This window comes from Marinobacter mobilis, from assembly GCF_900106945.1.
GTDB classification, from domain to species: Bacteria; Pseudomonadota; Gammaproteobacteria; order Pseudomonadales; family Oleiphilaceae; genus Marinobacter; species Marinobacter mobilis.
Window position 1 is genome coordinate 86729 of the sequence record NZ_FNNE01000008.1, and the last position, 21343, is coordinate 108071.

A 21343-nucleotide genomic window follows, 5' to 3' on the forward strand; every position below is an offset into this window, starting at 1 on the left:
GGTAACGTGAGGAGAAATGACATGACGGATTCCTGTTCGATACCGGGCATGAATGTCCCTAAAAGCCGATTCCCTGATCCGCAGCGGGGGCTGGAAATCCCCGGCGAGGGGGAGCAGCGGGTGGTTCTGGCGGGAGGTTGCTTCTGGTGCGTGGAGGCGGTGTTCCTGGCCGTCGATGGCGTGGTTCAGGTCGCGTCCGGCTATACCGGTGGTGAATCCTCTACGGCCAACTATGAGTCGGTGTGCTCCGGTACCACCGGGCATGCCGAAGCGGTGGATATTCGCTATGACCCTTTGCGGGTCAGCTTCGGCGAATTGCTTAAACTGTTTTTCTCGGTGGCCCATGATCCTACCCAGTTGAACCGGCAGGGTAACGATCGGGGGACCCAGTATCGCTCAGCGATTTTCTATGAAACCGGGGAGCAGAAAGCCGTGGCGGAAGCCTATATTGCCCAGCTGGATGCGGCTGGGATCTATCCGCAGCCCATTGCGACCACGTTGGAGCCCCTGCAGGCGTTCTACCCGGCAGAGACTTACCACCAGAACTATGCCGCCCGGAACCCCTATCAGCCTTATGTGATGGCCGTTGCGGCACCGAAAGTCGAGAAGTTACGCCAGACCTATGGCGACCGGATGAAACCGGAATACCGGGACTGAGCATTGGCCCGGTTCCATTCAGCTGAACAGGAGACAACAACAAATGACAACGTCCGCTGCAGGCTACGACCTGACCCGATTGAACGACGCTGAAGTTGCCGAGCGGGCATCGGCGCTGACCCCGGAAGAGCGCAATGTGCTGCTGGATCACGGCACCGAACGGCCGTTTTGCGGAACGTTACTTGATAACAAGAGTGACGGTGTCTATCACTGCCGTTTGTGTGACCTGCCGCTGTTCAGTTCAGGCGCCAAGTTTGATTCGGGGACGGGGTGGCCGAGTTTTTTTCAGCCGTTTGATCCGGACCATATCCGCTATATCGAGGATTGCTCTCACGGCATGGTGCGTACGGAAATTCGCTGCCCCCGTTGCGACAGCCATCTTGGTCACGTGTTCCCCGATGGCCCGCCACCTACCGGGCAGCGATATTGCCTCAATTCTGTCGCCATGGCGTTTCGTGCCGGGGGGGTGGATTAGTCCTCCCCCCTCAGGCCTTCACACAACTGTCACAGGGTGTTGCTAGTCTTAGCCATAACGTCACTGCATTGTTGTCGTGCTCAGTCCCTGAAGGGACTCACTTTGATCAGGCTGGATGCCCACTGACCACCAGGGATTGGTGGTTTTTTTATGCCTGCTGAGTGGCCTCCTGTTATTTTGCGGCAGTCACCGTGGATACATAGTGGGCGACGGCGGCGATCTGGTCTTCTGACAGCGACTCTCCAAATGGCGGCATGATGCCAACTCCTGACGTGACCGCTCTTTGAACCTGTTCCACCGATGGTGCCAATTCATCCAGGTTGGGGCCGACGACGCCGGTTGCGCCGGCGTCACTGAGGGTATGGCATACCGCGCAGGACGGTTGAGCCTGTTCCATGAAGACCTTGCGTCCCGCCTCCAGCTGGGCGTCGCCAAATCCCGGTAATGGAATCAGCAGGCCCGCTACCAATATCCCGATCCGATCGTTTGTCATAGGCTTTCCTCAGGTGACCTTCAGGGTAATGCCGTGGTCTTTCCAGCCGTTGTGGCCGTAACCCCGTTCATTGTCTATGCGGTTTTCCGGCTGGCTGTTGCCCTGGCTGTCAGTGGCGCGACTGACTACCCGATATTCCCCGGGGGCCAGATCGGCCGCCAGCACAAAGGGCCGCCAAGCAAACTGACCCAGATCGGGGCCCAGGAAGCGGGCTGCCTGCCAGTTCTGGCCACCGTCGAGGGAGACGTCGATACTGGCCACAGCCTGACTACCGCCAAAAGCGACACCGTAGATCATGGTGCGGCCACGGCTGGCGGTCTCCAGCGGTGAGGTGACCCAGGACTTGACGTTCATCTCCCACATTGAGGGCTGGTCGGCGGAGCCTTTGACCCCAATATCCCGAACCCGGTAGCTGGATACCTGGATTTTGGTGTCGGTTTGGGCCGGGGTGAAGGCCACGTTGTTGACGTATTTGACGTTGTTGACGCCGTAGTATCCGGGAATGACCATGCGCAGGGGGCCACCATGGGTCACCGGGAGGGGATTGTCATTGAGTTCCCAGACCAGCATGGCCCGGTCCAGGGCGGCCAGGGGAATGGAACGTTCCACCTGGATGGTCTTGGGATCCAGGCCGGCAGGGAGCTCTTCGCCCCCGGTACTGGTGATGTAGTTCATGCCATCGGCAACCCCGCCTAAGGCATTCACCACCGTTTTCAGGGGGACGCCGGTCCACAGCACGCAGCCCGCCGCGCCCACGGACCACTGGGTACCGCCAGCACCATGAGGGAAGAATGCACGGCCGTTACCTGAGCACTGTAATACCGAAGCGACGGTTTCTACGCCCATGGTTTTCAGTTCGGCGATGGTCAGCGCCCGGGGGTTGTTTACACCGTCGATGTTGACCGACCAGGCATCCCGGTCTGCCGCGATGGATGCGTCAGGGGCGGGCAGGTTGTTACGCACGAATAATTTGTCGGAGGGCGTTAATACGCCGCTGCCAATGGCGTCCCGGCGGGTTTCCATGGTGTTGGCGCTGTGCACGATCAGGTCGTTGAGGCTTTTCCAGGCTGCGAACTCCGGCAGTGTGGCGGGGGCCTGACCGCGTGCGAGGGGGCTGAAGCCCAGCAGACTCACTGAGGCCAGGGCGCCGGCACTACCCATCAGCAGGTGACGGCGGGAGATTGCAGGCAGGTCGAGTGGACGGTCGTCGACCGGTGTTGGTTCGTTGTCGAGCATGGTGCGTCTCCTTGATTCGAATTGGGGTTTGGACGCCGGGCTTGGTGAGTCAGTTTCAGGTTGGCCACTGTAATTAATAGTCGCTGACTAAAAAATGATCAAGAAGGCGCGGAGCGCCGGTTTGTGCCAGCAACCCGGCAAACGGTTATAATTTGTCACCTTTAAGTGCCGCCGCCGGTCGATAGCGGTGAAAGGGTGTGACCGTTGTTATCAGGGGAGAAGTGAAAGCATGAAGCGATTGATATTCAGTCCGATGGCGGAGTCGGCCACCCTGTTGCGACGGGCCGCCGTGGTACTGGGGTCGGTCGGGCTGACGGCGTTGTATAGCCTGCTTATCCTGATTCGGGCGCCACTTGGCCTGTTGAACCGAACGATTGTTGACCGGTATACCCGGGGCTGGTCCGCCACCTTGTTACGCCTGGTCCGGGCCCACCTGACCGTGCGTGGAGCGGTGCCGGATTTCAACGATGGTCGTCGTTACATCATCATGTGTACGCACGCCAGCCACTACGACATCCCGGTCAGTTTCGTATCCCTGCCGGGCTCCATCCGCATGCTGGCCAAGAAGGAGTTGTTTCGGATCCCGTTGCTGGGACCGGCGATGCGTGCTGCGGAGTTTCCTTCGGTGGACCGGCGTAACCGGACCCAGGCCCTGGCAGACCTGGCCAAGGCGCGGGAAATGATGGAGAGCGGAATCGTGCTGTGGGCGGCGCCAGAAGGTACCCGATCCTCAGATGGTCAGCTGCTGCCGTTTAAGAAGGGCTGTTTCCACCTTGCCATGGATACCGGCGCAGTGATTGTGCCGGTAGCGATACGGGGCATTCATCGCGTATTGCCGGCACGAACCTGGCAGATCAATCTGGGACAGCCGGTGGAGGTACGGGTCGGTGAGCCTATCGACACGGAAGATATGTCGAAGGAAGACCTGGGCCGATTGATGGCCCAGGTACGTCAAAGCATGGAGGAATTGCTGGGGGACGGCGAGGCAGAGTAATCGAGCTAGAGCCCGATCAGCGCACCACGGTGGACACCAGGTAACTGGTGTAACCCACATAAGTGGCCAGCAGAATCGCACCTTCAACGCGGCTGATGCTGCGCTCGGCACTGAATATTCTGAGCCCCATGACCAGCAAAGCGGCGGTCAGGGTGGTCATCACCACCCAGTCCCGGTACAGCACTTCCATGGGTACCGACAGCGGATGAATCGTGGCCGCTAGACCGACCACCGCCAGGGTGTTGAAAATACCGGAACCGAGGATATTGCCCAGGATCAGGTCATGCTCGTTTTTCCGGACCGCGGCGATCGATGAGGCCAGTTCGGGCAGGGAGGTCCCGATGGCGACGATGGTCAATCCGATGATCAGGTCACTGACCCCCAGGGACTGAGCCACATACACCGAGCCCCAGACCAGTAGACGGGAACTCAGGATCAACAGCACCAGCCCCGCGACCAGCCAGAGCAGGGCGGCTTTCAGGGGCATTGGGTGGGCGTCGAGTTCGGCCTCGGTATCACCACCCAGGGCATCGCCCTTGCCGCGAATGCCCTGGATGATCGACCAGCCCATAACCGCGGCGAAGACGGCCAGCAGCACCCAGCCATCGATTCGGGAAAGTTCTCCATCGATCAGCTGGCCACCCGCGATGGCACACAGCAACAGCAGCAGAGGCAGCTCCTTGCGCAGGACCTGGGAGTGAACCATGATCGGGCTGACGATGGCGACCAGGCCAACGATCAGTGCAATATTGGTGATATTGGACCCATAGGCGTTACCCAGCGCCAGTCCGGGGTTGCCATCGCTCGCGGCCATGGCTGACACCGCCAGTTCCGGCGCTGACGTCCCGAAACCGATAATCACCATACCGATCAGCAACGTCGGCATCCCCAGGTGCCGGGCGGTCGCTGCCGCGCCGTCGACAAATCGATCTGCACTCCAGACCAGCAGGATCAGACCCGCAATGATTGCTGCAATTGCCAGTAACATCTGTTTAACGCCTCAATATAGAAATTGACCGAGCAGGTAAACGCCCGCGTAACCCAGGGTGTATGCCACAAAAAGGTGGACAACATACCGCAGATAGGAGGCGAAGGTCAGCCCCGGAATTTTGCTCATGGCGACGATGCCGGCAGCAGAGCCAATCACCAGCAGTGATCCGCCGACGCCGACGGCGTAAGTCAGTCCCATCCATTCGGCAGCCGTCATGTCGATACCTGACTTCAGCAACGCGGCGGTCAGGGGGACATTGTCGATGATCGCCGAGAATACCCCCATCACATAGTTGGCAGCCAGGGGGGGCATGACCTGATAGATGTTGACCAGGCTGTCCAGCGCCTGGATCTCCTTGAGGCTGCCCACCAGCAGCAGGATGCCAAGGAAGAACAGCAGGGTTTCAAACTCGATGGAGCGGACGTATTCCAGGATCGGGTCGAGGTCGCTGTCATCGCTCATGAAACGTGAGACCAGGAACATGACCGACAGACCGAACAGAAACATCAGTACCGGCGGAACCGAGAACAGGGAGTTGAACGTGATGGTGGCGATGATCGTGGCCAGAAACAGGACGCTGATAACCGCATCCACCGGGCGCACTGAATTCAGCCGAGGCTCCAGAACCACGGTGCCACTGAGGCCGCGGCAAAGGAACACGGCGAGGACGAACACGGTGATCGCCGAGGGCAGTGCCAGAGTGAGGAGAGTAAGGATCTCAACCTTGCCCGCCAGGAAAATCATCAGTGTGGTGACGTCGCCGGTAATCAGTGCCACGCCGCCCGAGTTGACCGCAAAGACCACCAGGGTGACAAACTGGATGCGTTTTTTCAGTTCCAGATTAAGGGTCAGAATCAGCGAGCAGGACACCAGGGTGGCGGTAATGTTGTCCGCCAGGGATGAAAACACGAAGCAGAACAGGCCAGTCAGGAACAGTAGTTTGCGCTCTGTGACCTTGCCGGGCATGATCAGGTAGACCACATTCTCGATCATGCCCTTCTTGTTGAGGTAAGCAACAAAGGTCATGGCGGCCACGAGGAACAGCCACAAACCGGCAATTTCGGCGATGCTTTCTGACAAACCGCGTGAGATGGCGAGCGTTTCTTCCTCGTTGCCACTGGCAACAAACATCAGCAACCAGGACAGGGTGCCGAAAAACAGCGTGATCTTGGCCTTGTTGATATGGGTGACTTCTTCAAAAATCACGCCAAGCAGGGCCAGAACCGCCAGTCCGATCAGGACCGGGGGCAGGGATAAGAGAGAGGATTCCATACTAAGCCGCCGTTGGATTCAGATGGAGATGGATAGAAGGTTCAGGGCGCGGATTCTAGCCCTTTAGGGGACCCGCAACCACCATCCATCGTCCCGGGTCTTTAATCCAATGGAGAATCCCGGGGGAAAACCGGATACTCATCCGATTGAAAAAGCATACACAGAGGTATACGTATTTTGTTATCTGGCCAAAAACCCGGATAATTGAGTCCCCAAATCTATCAACTCCTATATGCCCAACGGTGGGTGACAGGCTCAGTAACTTGTTAAGGTGAATGCCCAATGGCCGCAATACAGGCAGATGTAGTGCTGGTTGGCGGTGGCGTCATGAGCGCCACCCTCGGCATGATGCTCAGGCAGCTTGATCCGTCCCTGAACATCATCATGGTTGAACGTCTTGATCACGTAGCCCATGAGAGCACAGACGGTTGGAACAACGCCGGTACCGGACACGCCGGATACTGTGAATTAAACTACACCCCTGAAACCGACGGCGGTGATGTCGAGATTGAACGGGCGTTGGCAATCAATGCCCAGTTTGAGGTGTCACTGCAATTCTGGTCTTACCTGGTGGAAAAGGGCATGTTGCCCGAGCCTTCCACCTTTATTAACCGTACGCCGCACCAGAGTTTTGTCTGGGGCGAAAAGGATGTCGCGTTCCTGCGCCGGCGTTTCGAGAAGCTCAAGGCGCACCACCTGTTCCGTGAAATGGAATACACCGAATCCCCCAAGGAACTTGGTGAATGGATGCCGCTGATCGTACAGAACCGGGATCCCATGCAGGCCGTGGCCGCAACCCGTGTTCGTCATGGATCTGACGTTGACTTCGGCTCCCTCACCCGCAGCATGGTGAAATATCTGGAGAGCAAGCCCAATTTCACCCTGATGCTGAACAGCCCGGTGCATTATCTGGCCCAGCGTGACAACGGTCGCTGGAAGGTAAGGGTGCGGGATCAAAAAACCGGTGAAACCACCAAGCTCGAAACTGACTTTGTATTCCTCGGTGCCGGTGGTGGCGCACTGCCCCTGCTGCAGAAATCCGGAATCGAAGAAGCCCGGGGTTACGGTGGCTTCCCGGTCAGTGGCCAGTGGCTGGTTTGTCAGAATCCGGATGTTGTCGCGAAGCACCACTCGAAAGTCTACGGCAAGGCCGCGATTGGCGCGCCACCGATGTCGGTCCCGCATCTGGACACTCGTATCATCAATGGTGAGCCGGCCCTGTTGTTTGGTCCCTTTGCCGGTTTCACTACCCGGTTCCTGAAGCAGGGGTCGAAGTTTGATCTGTTTGGTTCGGTCAAGCCCAACAACCTCAAGCCGATGCTGTCGGTCAGCAAGAACAACATGGATCTGACCCGCTACCTGATCAAGGAAGTGTTCCAGTCCCACAGTGAACGTGTCGCCTCATTGCGTAATTTCTTCCCGGAAGCCGAGGAGAAAAACTGGAAACTGCAGGATGCCGGTCAGCGGGTGCAGATCATCAAGAAAGATGAGCATGGCCGTGGCAAGCTGGAGTTTGGTACCGAGATCGTCGCCTCCAGTGACGGCAAACTGTCGGCCTTGTTGGGGGCTTCCCCGGGTGCCTCCACCGCCGCCAACGCGATGATCAATGTGTTGGAACGTTGCTTTGCGGATCGCATGTCCTCGCCTGAGTGGCAGGAGCGGATGCGGGATATGGTGCCGTCTTACGGGCAATCGTTGGTAAACGATGAGCAGTTGCTCAATACCGTGCGGGAACGGACGCTGCGGACATTGAAACTGAACCCTGAGAGCTGAGTCTTTCTCAGAGGCTTCAAAAACGGCGGCCACCCCAGGTGGTCGCCGTTTTTTTCTGGGCCGGATTATTTCAGCATTGGTTTGAGATAACGTCCGGTGTGTGAGACAGGGCTTTCTGCCACCTGTTCCGGGGTTCCTTCAGCAATGATCTGCCCCCCGCCGGAGCCGCCCTCAGGGCCCAGATCGACGATCCAGTCAGCGGTCTTGATGACATCCAGGTTGTGCTCAATCACGACAATGGTGTTGCCGTGATCCCGCAGGCGCTGCAGTACATTCAGCAGCTGCTGGATGTCGTAGAAGTGCAGGCCCGTGGTGGGTTCATCAAGAATGTACAGGGTCTTGCCGGTATCGCGCTTGGACAGCTCCTTGGCCAGCTTCACCCGTTGGGCCTCGCCGCCGGACAATGTCACCGCGCTCTGGCCCAAACGGATGTAGGACAGGCCGACATCCATCAGGGTCTGCAGCTTGCGGGCGATAAATGGCACCGCATCGAAGAATTCCCGGCCTTCCTCCACCGTCATTTCAAGCACTTCGTGGATATTTTTGCCCTTGTAACGGACTTCCAGGGTTTCCCGGTTGTAGCGCTTGCCCTTACACACGTCACAGGGCACGTACACGTCCGGAAGGAAGTGCATTTCCACCTTGATGACGCCGTCGCCCTGGCAGGCCTCGCAGCGGCCACCCTTGACGTTGAAGCTGAAACGTCCGGGTTTGTAGCCTCGGGAGCGGGCTTCCTGGGTGCCGGAAAACAGCTCGCGGATCGGGGTGAACAGCCCAGTGTAGGTAGCGGGATTGGAGCGCGGAGTGCGACCAATGGGGCTCTGGTCAATGTCGATGACCTTGTCCAGCTGATCCAGCCCCTGGAGCTTGTCGTAGGGAGCGTGGTTCAGGCTGGTCGCCTTGTTCAGCCGGGCCGCCGCGACCGGGTAAAGGGTACCGTTGATCAGAGTTGATTTGCCGGAACCGGACACGCCGGTAATGCAGGTCATGATCCCCAGGGGAATGTTGAGGGTGACATTCTGCAGGTTGTTGCCAGTGGCCCCGCTGAGGATGAGGGTCTTGCCATTGCCCGGATTTCGGTTGGCGGGCACCTCGATCTGTTTTACACCGGAAAGATATTGCCCGGTCAGGGATTCGGAAGACTCGATGATCTGTTGGGGGGTGCCCTGGGCAATGACCTGGCCGCCGTGGACACCGGCCCCGGGACCGATGTCGATCACATGGTCGGCCGCACGGATGGCGTCTTCATCGTGTTCCACCACAATCACGGTATTGCCGAGATCCCGCAGATGGGTGAGGGTCGCCAGCAGTCGGTCATTGTCGCGCTGATGAAGACCGATGGACGGTTCATCAAGAATGTACATGACACCCACCAGGCCGGCACCAATCTGGCTGGCCAGACGGATGCGCTGGGCTTCGCCACCAGAGAGGGTATCGGCACTGCGCTCAAGGGTCAGGTACTCAAGACCGACATTGACCAGGAACTGCAGGCGCTCACGCACTTCCTTGAGGATTTTTTCAGCAATCTCGCCCTTGCGGCCCGGCAGCGTCAGGGTCTCAAAATAATCATGTGCCTCGCCGACGGGCAGGTGGGTGATGGACGGAAGGTTGTTTTTCTCGATGAACACATGGCGGGCGCTGCGGCGCAGACGAGAACCGTTACACTCCTTGCAAGGCTGCTGGCTGAGGTGTCGGGCCAGTTCCTCGCGCATACTCTGGGAGTCGGTTTCCCGGTAGCGGCGCTCCAGGTTGGGAAGAATACCCTCGAAGGGGTGAGCCTTCTCCATGACATGGCCGCGTGAATTGACGTAGCGGAACGAAATATCCTCGTTGCCGGAGCCATACAGGATGGTCTGGCGGAAGTCGTCCGGCAGGTCAACAAAGGCGGTGTCCATGTCGACGCCGTAGTGCTCGGCAACACTGCTCAGCAGCTGGAAATAATAGACCGCCCGGCGGTCCCAGCCCTTGATAGCGCCTTCAGCGAGGGTCGCCTCCGGATGCTGGATGATTTTCTCGGGATCAAAGAACTGTTTCACCCCAAGGCCGTCACAAGTCGGGCAGGCGCCAGCCGGGTTGTTGAAGGAGAAAATCTTCGGTTCCAGCTCGCTCAGGGCATAGCCACACTGGGTGCAGGCGTAACGGGCAGAGAATGTGTGTTCCTCGCCATCGCCGGTCATTGGTGCGACCAGGGCAATGCCGTCGGCCAGTTCCAGGGCGGTTTCAAAACTTTCAGCCAGCCGCAGCTCCAGCCCGGGCTTGACCTTGAACCGGTCCACCACCACATCAATTTGGTGCTTGCGCTTCTTGTCCAGTGCCGGCACATCATCAATATCGTAGACGGTGCCGTCGATGCGCAGGCGAATGAAGCCCTGGCTTTTCATGGTCTCGATGACCTGCAGGTGCTCGCCCTTGCGGTCGCGGATGACTGGCGCCAGGATCATCAGTTTGCTGTCCTGGGGCATGGCCAGTACCTGGTCGACCATCTGACTGACCGTCTGTGCTTCCAGTGGCAGGTCATGATCGGGGCAACGGGGTTCGCCGGCGCGGGCAAAGAGCAGGCGCAGGTAATCGTAGATCTCGGTAATGGTACCGACGGTGGAGCGGGGGTTGTGGGAGGTGGACTTCTGCTCAATGGAAATCGCCGGTGACAGGCCTTCGATGTGATCGACGTCGGGCTTTTCCATCATCGACAGGAACTGGCGTGCGTAGGTGGAGAGAGATTCTACATAGCGCCGTTGGCCTTCAGCGTAGAGGGTGTCGAAGGCGAGAGAGGACTTGCCAGAACCAGACAGACCCGTGATCACGATCAGTTTGTCCCGTGGCATGTCCAGGTCGATGTTCTTCAGGTTGTGGGTTCTCGCCCCTTTGACTTGAATACGGTCCATAGTGCCCCCGGGCAGACAAAAGCGGAAGTATACCGTGTTCCCTATACGCCCGCTAAGTGAGTTGTCAGCCGGATCGGTCACGCTCGGGTCATTGGCTGTTTCGGTGAACTGCCTCGGTTGCCAGGCTTCTGATACAATGCGCGCTTTCCGGTCTGGCGGGATACTGGTGCAGTGTCCGGGTTCGTCTTTGACCGACTTTCACCAAGGAATCGTTGTTGTATGAATGCTCTTGAAAAGCGCTCAGTGGCGGCGCTGGCTTCGGTTTATGCCATGCGTATGCTGGGGCTGTTCATGGTCATGCCGGTGTTTGTCCTGCTGGGGGACGAGCTTGAGTCAGCCACCCCCGCTTTGATCGGGTTGGCCATTGGTGCCTACGGCCTGAGTCAGGCCCTGTTGCAGGTACCGTTCGGTCTGTTGTCGGACCGGGTTGGCCGCAAGCGAATGATCTACATCGGGCTGGTGCTGTTTGCGGCCGGGAGCCTGCTGGCGGCGGTGTCCGATTCCATCTACGGCGTCATTGCCGGACGGGTGCTGCAGGGCAGTGGTGCCATTGCCAGCGTGCTGATGGCGTTGCTCAGTGACCTCACCCGTGAGGAACAGCGCACCAAGGCCATGGCAACGGTGGGCATGTCCATCGGTGTATCGTTCTCGGTGTCGCTGGTGTTGGGGCCGTTGCTGGCGGCCTCCTTCGGTTTGTCCGGGCTGTTTTTGGTCACCGCGGTGCTGGCTCTGGTCGCTCTGCTTATTGTTAACCGGGTAGTACCGACGCCGCACCAGCATCAAGCCAATGCGGACACCCGGCCGGTCAAGGCTATGTTGTCCCAGGTCCTCAGTGACCGCCGCCTGTTACGCCTCGATTTCGGTATCTTTGCCTTACACCTGGTGCTGACGGCCCTGTTCCTGGTGGTGCCGCTGGTGCTGAAAGATCAGCTGGGGCTGGCCACCCAATCCCATTGGTGGTTTTACCTGACCGTTATGGTGACCTCGTTTTTCGCCATGGTGCCGTTCATCATCATTGGCGAGAAAAAACGCAAGATGAAGCAGGTACTGTCGGGGGCGATCCTGTTGCTGACAGTCGCCACCGCCGGGCTGGAAGTGGTGGCGACGGGCCTTGGGGTGGCCTGGGGTGTCCTGTTCCTGTTCTTTATGGCGTTTAACCTGCTGGAAGCCAGCCTGCCCTCGCTGATCAGCAAGGAGGCCCCGGCGGCCAGCAAGGGCACTGCGATGGGCGTGTATTCTACCTCGCAGTTTCTCGGTGCCTTTGTCGGCGGTGCCATCGGCGGGCTGCTGTTGCAGCAGGGTGGTGTATCCGGTGTGGTCTGGCCGATGGTGGCCGTCTTGTTATGCTGGCTGGCGTTGGCGTTGACCATGCCGAGCCCAAGCTATACCTCCAGTTTCGTGGTAAAATTGCGCGATATTTCGGGACGGGATGCCGACGCCGTGGATGCCGCTTTGCGGGGACATCCCGGTGTTCGGGATGTGGTGGTGCTGGAAGGCACGGACACCGCCTATCTCAAGGTGGATCGTGAACAGTTTGAGGAAGAGTCTCTTGCGGTCTATGACTTTGTCCGGCAAGGTTCATCCTGAAGCAATTTCAACTAGTGAATAGAACACTGATTGCTGGCCAGGGATGGCTGGTGAAAGTATCTGGCAGATTCGGGAGCTGATCATGGCACGAGGCGTTAACAAGGTAATTCTCATCGGTAACCTGGGGCAGGACCCGGAAACCCGTTACACACCGAACGGCAATGCGGTCGTTAACCTGACTCTGGCAACAGACGAGAGTTACAAGGATCGCCAGACCGGCCAGATGGTCCCGAAGACCGAATGGCACCGGATCGTGATGTTCGGCAAGATTGCCGAAGTCGCTGGCCAGTACCTGCGCAAGGGCTCCAAGATTTACATCGAGGGCAAGCTGCAGACCCGCAAGTGGCAGGGCCAGGATGGTCAGGACCGTTACACCACTGAAATCGTGGTCGACATCAATGGCCAGATGCAGATGCTGGACAGCCGCGGCGGTGAAGGCGGTGGCATGGGTATGAACCAGGGCGGTGCGCCGGCCGGTCGTCCCCAGCAGCAGTCCTACAATCAGCCCGCCCCGCAACAGCAAGGCGGTGCTCCTCAGGGTGGTCAGGGCGGTGGTTACAGCCAGCCGGCCCCGCAGAACATGCCTGAGCCGGTTGACGATTTTGATGACGATATCCCTTTCTGATCGGGACGTTATCGGACTCTGTCGATGATGACGAAAAGGCCTCAGTTTCTGAGGCCTTTTTTTGTGGTTACGATTTGCGGGGCTAGGAGGCGGCCTTGCGCCAGGCCCGGGGTGAACTTCCGGTCCATTGCTTGAAGGCCCGGCTGAAGACGGCGAGCTCTGAGAACCCAAGATTCAGCGCCAGGGTGGTGAGGCTGATGTCGCTCTGTTCCAGATGCTGACAGGCCAGGCGCAGACGGCTGGCCTTCAGGATTTCGCCGAAACTGCTGCTTTCCTCTTTCAACTGGTGCTGCAGGCTGCGCGGATGCATGCTGACCAGTCGGGCTACCATGTCCAGGTTGCATTCACCGGTGGGAAGCAAGGCGGTGATGGCTCTTTCAACCTGCTGGATCAGCGTCACCTCCCGGCTTTGCTGCCAGTTTTTTCGCCATTGGTTGCCCAGCCGCTGCCCCAGCGCCGGATCGACATTGACCGGCACGACAAGCCCCGCTGTAGGGTAGCGCACCCGGTTCTCATTCTGACCGAACATTACTTTGCAGCCGAAGCCCTGCTCAAACGCCGCTACGTTTTCGGGTTCAGGGCTGACAAGACAAACCAGGGCCGGTCGGTCGGGGCGCCCATGCAACTGCTCGATGCCCCGGGTCAGCAGCACCATGCTGAGCTGGGTGAGTTGGTCGCAGGCAATCTCCCGGGCAAAGGCAAAGTGCATGCTGAGCTCGATCCACTCGGGGTCGAGGTGGGTGTCGATGCGGACACCACGGGCGTGAAAGTCCACGCTCTTCAGCATCAGTGTCATGGCATCCGCAACGGTGCGCTGCAGACACAGGGCGGAGCCGAGGGCGCCGACGGCCTCCAGTCCCTGTCGCACGCCAAGCTGCAAGCCAAAGTCGGGGGCCTGGCAGGTCGCAGCGGTGATCTCCAGCAGTTCAGCTAAGTGCTCATAGGGGATGTACAGGTCCGGGTCATGCAGCACGGATGGCCTGAAGCCAACCCGTTGCAACAGTTCGGTCGGATTGTGGCCATAGCGGCGAACCTGCTCAGGGTAACCCAGCAGGGAGCCGGCCCGGACAAAGTGCTTCATAAGGGGCTCTTCAGGGGGCTTTCGCAAATTATCAAATTGGTGCTCGCAAAATATCAAGTAAAGCCTGCATTCTCAATCTAAACTGTTTCCCTTGATTGCAATATGAACAATAAAGGAGACGGGATATGGGGAAGCCAAGGCCACCAGTCGGCACTGACGGGCAGCAACCGGTGTTGCCTGCACGGGTATTTATTACCGGAGCTGGCGGATTTATCGGGCGCAAGCTCACGGAGCGTTATCGTGCGCTGGGCTGTGAAGTTCGTGGCATGGATCTGTTTGCCGACGAGGCGAACGCGATTGTTGCGGGCGATCTGGCGGAACCGGCGACTTGGGCCCGGCATGCCGACGGTTGCGATCTGTTCATCAATACCGCTGCGGTGGTGTCACTGTCAGCGAACTGGCAGACATACCGCGAGGGCTCGCTGGCCGGGGTTCGTAATGCCCTGGATGTGGCCATTGCTGCTGGCGCCAAACGCTTTGTACATTTCTCGTCTATTGCCGCGCTGGGCTGGGATTACCCTGACGGTGCCGATGAAACCACCCCGGTGCTGATTGGCGATCACTATCGCTATGGCGTTGCCAAAGGCGCCAGCGAGCATGTGGTGCTGGCTGCCCATGCTGCCGGCGAGATCGAATGCACCATCATTCGCCCGGGCGACGTGTATGGTCCGGGTTCCCGTGCCTGGCTGCTGGAACCGCTCAAGATGGCGCGTTCCGGGTTGCTGATTTTGCCAGACGGCGGACGCCATACCTTTACTCCGGTGTATATCGATGACCTGGTTGACGGCACCCTGCTGGCGGCAGGGCTGCCCGAAGGTGTCGGCCAGATCTTTATTCTGTGGGGCGATGAGCCGGTTACCTGCCGCGACTTTTTTGGTCACCACTGGCGTTGGTCTGGCCGCAAGGGTTACCCGCGTAGCATGCCGCTGAAAGCGGCCCTGGCGGTCACCACGGCGCTTTGGAAACTCAATCAGAAGCTGGGCCGCGACGATGAAGCCTCCCCGGATGCCATGCGGATGTTTGCCCGTCCGGGCGGCTACTCCATCGCCAAAGCCCGCTCCCGACTCGGTTTTGATCCCCGGGTCACGCTGGCTGAGGGCATGCGCCGGTCGGAAGACTGGCTCCGTGAAATCGGAGAGATCGCGTAAAACAAGATACCGAAGGTGATAGAGAGCGGAAATATGAAAGCAACAAACACCCAATTCAAGCAGATCACCCATTTCGATGGTTGCCGCAAGGCGCCGGGGCAGCAGGCCCGAGTCGAGGACACCCGGGCGGCTGCCCGGGAATTTCGTAAGGACATGCTTGCCGGGAAAAAGGTTCGTTACTTTGAAAGTTTTGACCTCGTTACCGTGCCATACCCCAGCCGCTATGGCTTGCGGAATGCCTTCTCACGGGAGCGTTATGTGGAGTATCTGCATATCCGCAACCGTATGTTTGTGGTGCAGTTTGATACCGACGACGGGCTCAAGACCCTACTGGTCAGTCCTTCGGATCACGAACACAACGTCGAAACGCCGTTTTTTCGCCGTCTGGCTGACAAGTCGCCGGAAATGCTGGAGCGGCTGGTGGTGAAACGCCACTCCACGGTTCCGGAAATTCTGGCCCGTATCGGCCTGGCGCCGGAAGACGTGGATTACATCACCTACGATCACCTTCACACGCAGGAAGTTCGTCGGTGGTTGGGAAGTGACGAACACGAAGCATTCTTCCCCAATGCCAAACTGTTGGTTCATTGGCGGGAGTGGGAGTCAGTCCGGGACCTCAACCCTTATCAGGCGGACTGGTACTGCCCTAACGGAGTGCGGGGTATTCCTGAGCATAAGGTGCACTGCTTCGATGGTTCGATCGAGCTGGGTGACGGCATTGCACTGGTGCATACCCCGGGGCATACCGAAGGTAATCATTCCATTGTCACGCATACGGATGAAGGACTGTGGGTGACGAGCGAAAACGGTGTCTCAGTCGATGCTTACGCACCTGAGCTTTCCGCCGCCGCCGGTGTGGCTGAATACGCCAAGACCATCGGGACGGAAGTCATCATTAATGGCAACACCCTGGAAAATGCCATTGATCAGTACATTTCGATGGTGCAGGAGAAGACCATTGCCGGGCCGTCGGCTCGGGATTCCCGCTTTCCAAACGTGTTCCCGTCTTCTGAAATGACGCCGTTCTGGGCGTTTCCCGGTGCCAAACCGGCGTTTTATGTCGGTCATGCCAGGCATGGCGCGCTGACGAAAAAGCGCCGGGCTGAAACGGCGTAACGTTGCCACGTCGAGAACGTTGGCAAATGAGATGCCCCGGACCTGGTCCGGGGCAGGGTTGTCCCCGCCTACTGAGCCCGAATCCGGTCGTTGTGAGGAATTCCGCCACGGCGGGTTCTGATGGCCAGGGCTGGGTTACTCATCGGAATGCCCTTCGCTGTCCATGCCCAGCTCATTGATCTTTCGGGTCAGGGTATTACGACCCCAGCCGAGCAGGATGGATGCATCGCGGCGGCGACCACCGGTGTGTTTCAGGGCGGTCTCGATCATGATGCGCTCGAATTCGGGCACGGCGGTGTCGAGGATTCCCTTGTGCCCCCGCTTCAGTTCCTGCTCGGACCAGCTGCGCAGCCCTTCCTGCCAGGTCTGGCCAGTCGGTGGAGCATCGGCCTGTTCAAGCAGTTCCGGAGGCAGGTCATCGATATGGATTTCGCGACCACTGGCCATCACGGTCAGCCAACGACAGGTGTTCTCCAGCTGCCGCACGTTACCCGGCCAGGGCAGGGTGGTGAGGTATTCTTCCGCTTCCTGGCGCAGCAGCTTGGGCTCCACGGCCAGCTCCTTGGCGGCCCGCTTGAGGAAGTGCTGCATCAGGCGGGGAATGTCTTCCCGCCGTTCGGCCAGTTTTGGCAGGTGTACCCGGATGACATTCAGGCGATGAAAAAGGTCTTCCCGGAACGAGCCGTCGTTGACCAGTCTTTCCAGATCCTGGTGGGTAGCCGCAATGATGCGGACGTCGACTTTGATTGGCGTTGTTCCGCCAACCCGGTAAAACTCGCCATCAGCCAGGACCCGTAGCAGGCGAGTCTGGGTGTCGGCGGGCATATCACCGATTTCATCCAGGAACAGGGTGCCGCCATTGGCCTGTTCAAAGCGGCCCTGACGGGCGGCACCGGCGCCGGTAAACGCACCTTTTTCATGGCCGAACAGTTCCGATTCGATCAGATCTTTGGGAATAGCCGCCATGTTCAGCGCAATAAACGGATGGCTGGCGCGGGGGCTGTGGTTATGCAGCGCCTGGGCGACCAGCTCCTTGCCGGTACCGCTCTCGCCGTTGATCAGTACGGTGATATTGGAGTGGGACAGGCGGCCAATGGCGCGAAACACTTCCTGCATGGCCGGGGCTTCACCGATGATTTCGGTGTTGCGCTGGCTGTTATCGACCACCGGTTCGGTCGTTGCCCGACGCTCATGGCTGTGGGCCACCGCGCGCTTGACCAGCGCCACAGCGTCATCAACATCGAACGGCTTTGGCAGGTATTCAAAGGCGCCGGTCTGGTAGCTGGTGACGGCACTTTCCAGGTCGGAGTGGGCGGTCATGATGATAACCGGAAGATCCGGGTAGCGCTCGACGATGTTCGACAGCAGGGTAATGCCGTCGATGCCGGGCATGCGGATGTCGCTGATGATGGCATCCGGCTGCTCATGCTCCAGGCGCATGATGATGCTTTCGCCGTTGTCGAATACCCGGGGCTGCATGCCCTCCTGGGTCAGAGCGCGTTCGAGTACCCAGCGGATGCTTCGGTCATCGTCGATGATCCAGACGTTTGCCGGTTGGGTCATTTGAGGTCCTCCAGAGGCAGGAAGATTATAAAGTCAGTTTTGCCGGGTTCGCTTTCACATTCAACGAGCCCGCGGTGTTGTCCGATGATGCTTTGCGTAATCGAAAGTCCCAGGCCAGTGCCGCTGGCGCGGCCGCTGATCATTGGGTAGAAAATATTCTGCAACAGGTCTGGCGGGATGCCGGGGCCGTTGTCGATCACATCTGCCCGGCACACCAGTCGGTGGCGGGTATGGCCGATGGTGAACTGACGCAGCGCCCGGGTACGCAGAGTGATGGTCGGCATCTCCGCACCTTCCGCCTGCAGCTGGTGTTCAAAAGCCGCTTCCATGGCGTTGCGGGCGATGTTCAGAAAGGCCTGGATCAGTTGTTCCTTATCCCCCAGGAACTCTGGCAGGCTGGGGTCATAATCGCGTTGGAAGCGGATGCGGCCGCGGCCTTCGGCTTCAAGCAGGGATTTCACCCGTTCCAGTACCTCATGGATATTGGTGCTGGCAAGTTTGAGTGCACGGTTGGGGCCGAGCATGCGGTCGACCAGGCTGCGCAGGCGGTCGGCCTCGTCGATGATGATCTGGGTATACTCTTTCTGGCCTTCATCAACGAGTTCGCGGTCGAGAAGCTGTGCTGCGCCACGGATACCGCCGAGCGGATTCTTGATTTCGTGGGCCATGCCACGCACCAGAATGCGGCTGGTTTCCTGCTGCGAGATGATGTCCTCCTCGCGGCTGATACGGAGCAGCCGATCCCGGGGCTGAATCTCAAGCAGCAGTTCCAGCGGGTCGCTGTTGATGGGGGAAACGGAGTAATCGACGGTCAGCCGGTTACCACTGGTCAACAGGAACTCGGCCTCGCGTTTGGTGTAAGACTGGCCGTTCAGGGCTGCGGCGTGCAGGGTGTCCAGCGCCTCTTCTGATTCCACCAGCAGGTCAGCCACCGGTACGCCCTTCATGCGAGTGACGCTGGTTTCAAAAAGGCTTTCTGCCGACGGGTTCAGGTACTGCACGTTGAGTCTGGGATCAAGTACCAGTACCGCGGTCGTCAGATTGTCCAGTATTTGTTTGTATCCAGACGAAGTTGCCATGAAGTTCCCCTTACTGTGGGATGCAATGCTGCAAAAAGCGAACCACTTTGGACGCGAGGGATAATTCGGTGCAAAAAACAGCGGAGCGGGGCCCTAAAGTGGTTCTGGGTCGCCAGTTTGTTGCGACAGGCTGGCGCAACGCAGGGCTCGCCACTGGCTAGCGCCCTAGCCTTGATCAGAGTATTGCTTTTTTTCGGTGCGCATGCACCGAAAAAGTGCATGCGATTTTTGAGAGGGGGCGTTGAGCTGTTGTTTAGTTCAGGGTTGACGGGCGGTGAATGGTAAAGGAGATGCCTGCGCCGGTCTGGATGCGAGCGCCGTTGCGATCGATGATATAGACCATGGCCTGATGAGTGCCCCGATCGACATTGCGTACACTGATGTCGCTGGAGGTACTTTGGCCAACCGGCTGGCCATCCAGGGTGATCTCATACTTGTGCCCCTGCCTCAGGGCTGGGTTGCTGGTTACCCGGAAGGCGACGTCGCCGCTGCCGGACTGGAAGGCCTCATCGTTGGCAGGCGCGACAATGCGCAAGTCGCTGTATGTGTCGGCCGCGGGCTCATTACTCTGCGGGCGTGCTGCTGGAGCAGTGACATCTTCGAGCTTGGGCAGGGTGATGGTGGTGACCGGCTCCACTTCAATGGCTTCAGCGCCGGAACTGGGCTCATCGGAGTAGGTGACATTACCCTGAGCGTCCACATTTCGATAGATCTCTGCACTGGCCGGGGCGGCGGTCAGTACGAGCAGGCTGGCAATCAATCCGGTTATGAAGGTCATGGCGTTATTCCGTTCTCATTGTCAGATTGATTATCGGCAGCGATCGACAGCTTTGCAACGGCTGCGCTTTCCCTTTGCGTTACAAAGCGTTAACCGGTTTGCAAACCATAAAAAAGCCCCGCACAAGGCGGGGCTTTCGACATCTGTTGATTCCTTCAGGGATCAGCAGGAGTAGTACATGTCGAACTCGATCGGGTGAGTGGTCATGTTCAGACGCTCGATCTCGCCGCGCTTGAGGTCAACGAAGCCGCCGATCATGTCTTCGGTGAACACGCCGCCACGGGTCAGGAACTCGTGATCGGCTTCCAGAGCGTCCAGGGCTTCCTGGAAGGTTTCGGCAACGGTCGGGATCGCCATTGCTTCTTCCTTCGGCAGGTCGTACAGATCCTTGTCCATGGCATCGCCAGGGTGGATCTTGTTCTGGATACCGTCGAGGCCAGCCATCATCAGGGCAGCGAAGGCCAGGTACGGGTTGGCTGCAGGATCCGGGAAGCGAACTTCCACACGACGGGCCTTGGCGCTGTTTACGTACGGGATACGGATGGAGGCAGAGCGGTTACGGGCGGAGTAAGCCAGCATAACCGGTGCTTCAAAGCCCGGAACCAGACGCTTGTAGCTGTTGGTGGAAGAGTTGGTGAAGGCGTTGATGGCCTTGGCGTGCTTGATGATACCGCCGATGTAGTACAGGGCAGTTTCGCTCAGGCCAGCGTAGCCGTCACCGGCAAAGATGTTCTTGCCATCTTTGTTCAGGGACATGTGAACGTGCATGCCGGAACCGTTGTCGCCAACCAGGGGCTTGGGCATGAAGGTTGCGGTCTTGCCGTAGGCGTGAGCGACGTTGTGTACACAGTACTTGAGGATCTGTACTTCGTCGGCCTTCTTGACCAGAGTGTTGGCGCCAACGCCGATTTCGCACTGACCGGCAGTACCCACTTCGTGGTGGTGTACTTCGATTTCCAGTCCCATGGACTCCATGGCGGCACACATGGCGCCACGCAGGTCGTGCAGGCTGTCTACCGGCGGAACCGGGAAGTAGCCGCCTTTCACGCCCGGACGGTGACCGATGTTGTTACGGTCGAAATCTTCGCCGGATACCCAGGCGGCTTCTTCGGAGTGGATAGAGTACATCGCACCACTCATGTCGACATTCCACTTCACGGAATCGAAGACGAAGAACTCAGGCTCCGGGCCGAACAGGGCGCCGTCAGCGATGCCGGTGGACTTCAGGTACTCTTCAGCACGACGCGCAACAGAACGCGGGTCGCGCTCGTAACCTTGCATGGTGGTCGGCTCAACGATGTCACAAGTGATGTTGACGGTGGTTTCTTCGGTAAACGGATCCAGCACGGAGCTGCTGTCGTCCGGCATCAGGATCATGTCGGATTCGTTGATGCCTTTCCAGCCAGCAATTGAGGAGCCATCAAACATCTTGCCATCGGTGAAGAAGTCGTCGTTGACTTCCGACGCCGGCAGGGTAACGTGCTGCTCTTTACCGCGGCTGTCGGTGAAACGCAGGTCGATCCACTTCACTTCGTGTTCTTTGATCAGATCAATCGTCTTGGACATTATGCAAGCTCCGTTGGTTTACCC

18 protein-coding genes are annotated in these 21343 nt (G+C 58.8%); 8 read left to right on the plus strand and 10 right to left on the minus strand.

Features of this window, described 5'->3' with window-relative positions; translation table 11 throughout:
* Positions 1–21: 21 nt before the first annotated feature.
* Both msrA and msrB read left to right on the plus strand, forming a co-directional pair.
* Positions 22–657 carry a peptide-methionine (S)-S-oxide reductase MsrA gene (gene msrA / locus BLV11_RS13355; protein WP_091815242.1) on the plus strand — a complete coding sequence of 212 codons (636 nt, stop codon included), beginning with the start codon at positions 22–24 and terminating at the stop codon, positions 655–657.
* Positions 658–700: 43 nt separating this feature from the next.
* The gene (msrB, locus tag BLV11_RS13360) at positions 701–1132 is read left to right on the plus strand and encodes a peptide-methionine (R)-S-oxide reductase MsrB (protein WP_091815247.1); all 432 of its coding nucleotides are present in this window, start codon (positions 701–703) and stop codon (positions 1130–1132) included.
* 172 nt (positions 1133–1304) lie between these two features.
* Here the strand turns inward: msrB and sorU are convergent, their stop codons facing one another.
* Together sorU and sorT are read right to left on the minus strand one after the other, a co-directional pair.
* On the minus strand, positions 1305–1625 hold the full coding sequence (gene sorU, locus BLV11_RS13365; protein ID WP_091815254.1) for a SorU family sulfite dehydrogenase c-type cytochrome subunit: 321 nt from the start codon (positions 1623–1625) through the stop codon (positions 1305–1307).
* Positions 1626–1634: 9 nt separating this feature from the next.
* Positions 1635–2861 (minus strand): SorT family sulfite dehydrogenase catalytic subunit, encoded by a 1227-nt coding sequence (gene sorT / locus BLV11_RS13370; RefSeq protein WP_091815260.1) that lies wholly within the window; start codon positions 2859–2861, stop codon positions 1635–1637.
* Positions 2862–3090: 229 nt separating this feature from the next.
* Here sorT and BLV11_RS13375 point away from each other — a divergent pair, with 229 nt between their 5' ends.
* Positions 3091–3855, plus strand: a complete 765-nt coding sequence (locus tag BLV11_RS13375) for a lysophospholipid acyltransferase family protein (protein ID WP_091815266.1) — start codon at positions 3091–3093, stop codon at positions 3853–3855.
* 16 nt (positions 3856–3871) lie between these two features.
* Here the strand turns inward: BLV11_RS13375 and BLV11_RS13380 are convergent, their stop codons facing one another.
* Entirely contained in the window at positions 3872–4843 is a 972-nt protein-coding gene (locus BLV11_RS13380; RefSeq protein ID WP_091815273.1) for a calcium/sodium antiporter, read from the minus strand.
* A 12-nt stretch (positions 4844–4855) separates the two neighbouring features.
* Positions 4856–6118 carry a sodium:proton antiporter NhaD gene (gene nhaD / locus BLV11_RS13385; RefSeq protein ID WP_091815277.1) on the minus strand — a complete coding sequence of 421 codons (1263 nt, stop codon included), beginning with the start codon at positions 6116–6118 and terminating at the stop codon, positions 4856–4858.
* Between the two features lie 282 nt (positions 6119–6400).
* Here nhaD and mqo point away from each other — a divergent pair, with 282 nt between their 5' ends.
* On the plus strand, positions 6401–7891 hold the full coding sequence (mqo, locus tag BLV11_RS13390) for a malate dehydrogenase (quinone) (protein ID WP_091815281.1): 1491 nt from the start codon (positions 6401–6403) through the stop codon (positions 7889–7891).
* Between the two features lie 65 nt (positions 7892–7956).
* On the opposite strand, the gene uvrA is transcribed toward mqo, so the two are convergent.
* On the minus strand, positions 7957–10776 hold the full coding sequence (gene uvrA / locus BLV11_RS13395) for an excinuclease ABC subunit UvrA (RefSeq protein ID WP_091815284.1): 2820 nt from the start codon (positions 10774–10776) through the stop codon (positions 7957–7959).
* 219 nt (positions 10777–10995) lie between these two features.
* On the opposite strand from uvrA, the gene BLV11_RS13400 reads away from it, so the two are divergent.
* The gene (locus BLV11_RS13400; RefSeq protein WP_091815287.1) at positions 10996–12363 is read left to right on the plus strand and encodes an MFS transporter; all 1368 of its coding nucleotides are present in this window, start codon (positions 10996–10998) and stop codon (positions 12361–12363) included.
* Between the two features lie 82 nt (positions 12364–12445).
* Positions 12446–12988, plus strand: coding sequence for a single-stranded DNA-binding protein (gene ssb, locus BLV11_RS13405; RefSeq protein ID WP_091815733.1), 543 nt, complete (start codon positions 12446–12448; stop codon positions 12986–12988).
* A gap of 82 nt (positions 12989–13070) precedes the next feature.
* Here the strand turns inward: ssb and BLV11_RS13410 are convergent, their stop codons facing one another.
* Positions 13071–14069, minus strand: a complete 999-nt coding sequence (locus BLV11_RS13410) for an AraC family transcriptional regulator (RefSeq protein ID WP_091815291.1) — start codon at positions 14067–14069, stop codon at positions 13071–13073.
* 125 nt (positions 14070–14194) lie between these two features.
* Here BLV11_RS13410 and BLV11_RS13415 point away from each other — a divergent pair, with 125 nt between their 5' ends.
* Both BLV11_RS13415 and BLV11_RS13420 read left to right on the plus strand, forming a co-directional pair.
* Positions 14195–15217, plus strand: a complete 1023-nt coding sequence (locus BLV11_RS13415; protein WP_091815295.1) for an NAD-dependent epimerase/dehydratase family protein — start codon at positions 14195–14197, stop codon at positions 15215–15217.
* 33 nt (positions 15218–15250) lie between these two features.
* Positions 15251–16333 (plus strand): MBL fold metallo-hydrolase, encoded by a 1083-nt coding sequence (locus BLV11_RS13420; RefSeq protein WP_091815298.1) that lies wholly within the window; start codon positions 15251–15253, stop codon positions 16331–16333.
* A 135-nt stretch (positions 16334–16468) separates the two neighbouring features.
* Here the strand turns inward: BLV11_RS13420 and ntrC are convergent, their stop codons facing one another.
* The 4 genes from ntrC to glnA all read right to left on the minus strand — a co-directional run bounded on the left by ntrC (position 16469) and on the right by glnA (position 21319).
* A complete protein-coding gene (gene ntrC, locus BLV11_RS13425; RefSeq protein WP_091815301.1) occupies positions 16469–17896 on the minus strand; it encodes a nitrogen regulation protein NR(I) in 1428 nt (475 codons plus the stop codon).
* The gene (gene glnL, locus BLV11_RS13430; protein ID WP_091815305.1) at positions 17893–18975 is read right to left on the minus strand and encodes a nitrogen regulation protein NR(II); all 1083 of its coding nucleotides are present in this window, start codon (positions 18973–18975) and stop codon (positions 17893–17895) included. The genes ntrC and glnL overlap by 4 nt, the downstream gene beginning before the upstream one ends.
* A 253-nt stretch (positions 18976–19228) precedes the next feature.
* A complete protein-coding gene (locus BLV11_RS13435) occupies positions 19229–19753 on the minus strand; it encodes a DUF4124 domain-containing protein (protein WP_091815309.1) in 525 nt (174 codons plus the stop codon).
* A 162-nt stretch (positions 19754–19915) separates the two neighbouring features.
* Positions 19916–21319 (minus strand): glutamate--ammonia ligase, encoded by a 1404-nt coding sequence (gene glnA, locus BLV11_RS13440; protein ID WP_091815314.1) that lies wholly within the window; start codon positions 21317–21319, stop codon positions 19916–19918.
* Positions 21320–21343 lie beyond the last annotated feature (24 nt).

Excerpts from the sequence above, each read along its gene's own strand:
- msrA (WP_091815242.1), top strand. The coding sequence starts at position 22 with ATGACGGATTCCTGTTCGATACCGGGCATGAATGTCCCTAAAAGCCGA.
- msrB (WP_091815247.1), top strand. The coding sequence starts at position 701 with ATGACAACGTCCGCTGCAGGCTACGACCTGACCCGATTGAACGACGCT.
- sorU (WP_091815254.1), bottom strand. The coding sequence starts at position 1,625 with ATGACAAACGATCGGATCGGGATATTGGTAGCGGGCCTGCTGATTCCA.
- sorT (WP_091815260.1), bottom strand. The coding sequence starts at position 2,861 with ATGCTCGACAACGAACCAACACCGGTCGACGACCGTCCACTCGACCTG.
- BLV11_RS13375 (WP_091815266.1), top strand. The coding sequence starts at position 3,091 with ATGAAGCGATTGATATTCAGTCCGATGGCGGAGTCGGCCACCCTGTTG.
- BLV11_RS13380 (WP_091815273.1), bottom strand. The coding sequence starts at position 4,843 with ATGTTACTGGCAATTGCAGCAATCATTGCGGGTCTGATCCTGCTGGTC.
- nhaD (WP_091815277.1), bottom strand. The coding sequence starts at position 6,118 with ATGGAATCCTCTCTCTTATCCCTGCCCCCGGTCCTGATCGGACTGGCG.
- mqo (WP_091815281.1), top strand. The coding sequence starts at position 6,401 with ATGGCCGCAATACAGGCAGATGTAGTGCTGGTTGGCGGTGGCGTCATG.
- uvrA (WP_091815284.1), bottom strand. The coding sequence starts at position 10,776 with ATGGACCGTATTCAAGTCAAAGGGGCGAGAACCCACAACCTGAAGAAC.
- BLV11_RS13400 (WP_091815287.1), top strand. The coding sequence starts at position 10,996 with ATGAATGCTCTTGAAAAGCGCTCAGTGGCGGCGCTGGCTTCGGTTTAT.
- ssb (WP_091815733.1), top strand. The coding sequence starts at position 12,446 with ATGGCACGAGGCGTTAACAAGGTAATTCTCATCGGTAACCTGGGGCAG.
- BLV11_RS13410 (WP_091815291.1), bottom strand. The coding sequence starts at position 14,069 with ATGAAGCACTTTGTCCGGGCCGGCTCCCTGCTGGGTTACCCTGAGCAG.
- BLV11_RS13415 (WP_091815295.1), top strand. The coding sequence starts at position 14,195 with ATGGGGAAGCCAAGGCCACCAGTCGGCACTGACGGGCAGCAACCGGTG.
- BLV11_RS13420 (WP_091815298.1), top strand. The coding sequence starts at position 15,251 with ATGAAAGCAACAAACACCCAATTCAAGCAGATCACCCATTTCGATGGT.
- ntrC (WP_091815301.1), bottom strand. The coding sequence starts at position 17,896 with ATGACCCAACCGGCAAACGTCTGGATCATCGACGATGACCGAAGCATC.
- glnL (WP_091815305.1), bottom strand. The coding sequence starts at position 18,975 with ATGGCAACTTCGTCTGGATACAAACAAATACTGGACAATCTGACGACC.
- BLV11_RS13435 (WP_091815309.1), bottom strand. The coding sequence starts at position 19,753 with ATGACCTTCATAACCGGATTGATTGCCAGCCTGCTCGTACTGACCGCC.
- glnA (WP_091815314.1), bottom strand. The coding sequence starts at position 21,319 with ATGTCCAAGACGATTGATCTGATCAAAGAACACGAAGTGAAGTGGATC.